The sequence below is a fragment of the Streptomyces sp. NPDC002785 genome (assembly GCF_040295565.1).
Taxonomy (GTDB): Bacteria; Actinomycetota; Actinomycetes; order Streptomycetales; family Streptomycetaceae; genus Streptomyces.
The window spans coordinates 1-3,137 of sequence record NZ_JBEOVN010000370.1 but is presented as its reverse complement, the minus strand read 5'-3'; the positions used below and the strand labels follow the sequence as shown (position 1 = coordinate 3,137).

1 protein-coding gene is annotated in these 3,137 nt (G+C 72.9%); it reads right to left on the bottom strand.

Features of this window, described 5'->3' with window-relative positions; genetic code table 11:
- Positions 1-3,137: acyltransferase domain-containing protein (locus ABTZ94_RS37035; protein WP_351207783.1), on the bottom strand; the 3,137-nt coding region annotated here is incomplete at both ends.

Below are 3,137 nucleotides of genomic sequence, written 5' to 3'. Positions count from 1 at the left end.
GCCGCGTCGATGCCCGCGCGCTCCAACGCCTCCCAGGAGGTTTCCAGCATCAGCCGCTGCTGCGGATCCATCGCCAGCGCCTCACGCGGCGAGATACCGAAGAAGGACGCGTCGAACTCGTCCGCGTCATGCAGGAATCCACCCTCCCGCGCATAGCTCGTCCCGGCGTGATCGGGGTCCGGGTGGTAAAGGTTCTCCAGGTCCCAACCCCGGTTCACCGGGAACCCGGAGATCCCGTCCCCACCGGAGGCCACCAGGTCCCACAGCTCCTCGGGCGATGTCACCCCACCGGGAAAACGGCAGGCCATCCCCACGATCGCGATCGGCTCGCCCGCGTCGTGTACGACGGAATTCGTCCCCGTGTCGACGGTGCTGTCCGGGGACTCCCCGAGCAGTTCCGCGCGGAGGAAGTCCGCGAGTGCCGTGGGAGTCGGGTGGTCGAAGACGAGGGTGGCCGGCAGGTCGATGCCGACGGCAGTCTGAAGCCGCGTACGGAGCCGCAGTCCGGCGAGGGAGTCGAAGCCGAGGCTCCGGAAGTCCTTCGTCGTCTCGATCGTCTGGGCGTGGCCCAGTACCGCGGCGGCCTGGGCGCGGACCAGTTCGAGGACGGCCCGGTGCTGCTCGGCCCCGGGCAGCGCGGCGAGTCGGGTGGCGTAGCCGCCGTCCGACGGTTCGTCCGTCTGCGCGGTCGACCTGACCGGCCTGATCGCCTCCGTCACCTCCCGCACAGGGACCGTGGGCACGGGCTCGGCCGGGAGCGCGGCACGGAGCAGCAGTGATCCAACGGAGGCCACCGGTTTGCCTCCGGTGTCGGCCAGTTCGACATGGAACCGGCCACCGCCGTCGTGGGCCGCGCGCACGCGCAGGCGGGTGGCCGCCGAGGCGTGGAGCACCAGATCGTCGTAGGCGGCGGGCGTGCGCGGCGAGGACACGCCGTCGAGCACGCTCAGGAGCGTCGGCCGAAGGGCGGCGGCCAGCAGGGCGGGGTGAAGGCCGAACTGGTTCGCCTCCGCCCGGAGTTCCTCCTCCAGCGTCACCTCGGTGAAGATCTCGTCGCCGCGCCGCCACGCCGGGCCGACTCCGTCCACGTCCAACGGCTCAGCGCCGACCGGTGGCCACTGCGCCAGGCTGAATGCCGGTTCCTGGATCTGCGCCACGAGGGTTCCGGTGGCATGCCGGGTCCACGGTGCGCCGTCGACGGCGACCGCCGGGCGGGTGTGCACCCCGACCGAACGACCACCGTTCCTGTGGGAGTCCGGAGCGCCGATGGTGACCCGGAGCAGGACGTCATCCCCTTGGGGCAACGACTGCTCGACTCGCAGGGTCTCGACCGTGCCGCAGCCGGCCTCGTCCGCTGCCCGGAGGACGGTTTCGAGGAGGACGGCGTCCAGGCCGGGCGCGACGGCGTGCAGGCCGGGTGTCATGGCGCGCAGCCGCCCGGTGAGGACCAGGCCATCGGTGTCGGGCAGTTCGACGGCGGCGTTCAGCAGGGGGTGCAGCACGGTCCGCTGGCCCAGTCCGCCCGCGTCGGTGGCGCGTGCGTCGGCGTCCAGCCAGAAGCACTGGTGCTGGAAGGCGTACGTCGGAAGGTCGTCGACCCGGCCGGGCGAGGAGCCGTCGAACAGAGCCGTCCAGCTCACCGGGACGCCCCGGGCGTGCAGCCGGCCGAGGGCCGTCACAACGGCGACGGCCTCGTCCTCCTCCCGGTGGAGCGAGGGGAGGAACGACAGGCCCGCATCGGACCGGTCTGCGGAGGCCTGCTGCGCGAGGGAGGTGAGGACACCGCCCGGGCCCAGCTCCAGGAACGTGGTCACGTTCTGGTCGTGCAGCACCCGGACTCCGTCGAGGAACCGGACGGTTCCCCGGACGTGGTCGACCCAGTAGTCGGGCGAGCCGAACTGCTCGGGTGTGGCCAGGGCTCCGGTGAGGTTGGAGACGACCGGGACGGTCGGCGGGAGCAGGGCCAGCCCGGCCACGACCTCGCGGAACCGGTCGAGCATCCCGTCCATGTGCGGGGAGTGGAAGGCGTGGCTGACCCGCAGCCGCCGGGTCCTGTGCCCCCGGGCGGCGAGTTCGTCGGCGACGGCGGTGACCGCTCCGGCGTCGCCGGAGAGGACAACGGATGTCGTGCCGTTGACCGCCGCGATCGCCACGGCGCCGGGCCGGGCGGTAACGAACGGCAGCACGTCGCTCTCCGCCGCGTCGACGGCGATCATCACGCCGTCGCCGGGCATGGCCTGCATCAGCCTGCCGCGCGCGGCCACCAGGGCCGCGGCGTCCTCGAGCGAGAGCACCCCGGCCGCGTGGGCGGCGGTCAGCTCGCCGATGGAGTGCCCGGCGAGCACGTCGGGGCGAACACCCCAGGACTCGTACAGGCGGTAGAGCGCCGTCTCGACCGCGAAGAGGGCGGACTGCGCGTACACCGTGGAGTCGAGGTGTCCGGCCGCCTGCGAACCCGGGCGGGCGAAGACCACGTCCCGGAGCGGGAGGTCCACGTGTCCGGCGAGGTGGCGGTCAAGGGCGACGCACAGCGCGTCGAAGGCGCTCCGGAACGCCGGATACCGCTCGTACAACTCGCGGCCCATGCCGAGTCGTTGGCTGCCCTGCCCGGTGAACAGGAACGCGAGCCCGCCCGTGCTCCTGTCGCTCCTGGCCACGTTCTCGGGGAGCGGATCGCCTGCGGCCAGGGCGTCAAGACCGGCGAGGAAGCGCTCGCGGTCGCCGCCCGCGCCGACGACCACGGCGCGGTGCTCGAACGTCGTGCGGGTGGTGACGAGGGAGTGCGCGAGGTCGAGTTCGCTCAACTCCGGGCGCCCGCGCACGAAGGAGGCCAGCCGGGCGGCCTGGGCCGGCAACGCGTCGGCGCTCTTCGCCGAGACCGTCCAGGGCAGGGCGGGAGGTATGTGGGCGGGGGCGGTCGATGACGACTCGGACGGGCCCTGGGGGCCTGTCTGCGGAGCCGGCGGGGTCTGGAGGTCTTGCGGGACCTGCTCCAGGATCACGTGGGCGTTGGTGCCGCTGACGCCGAAGGACGAGACACCGGCCCGGCGCGGACGGTCCAGCTCCGGCCACAAACGCGCCTGCGCCAACAACTCCACCGCACCGGCCGACCAGTCCACCTGCGCCGTCGGCTCGTC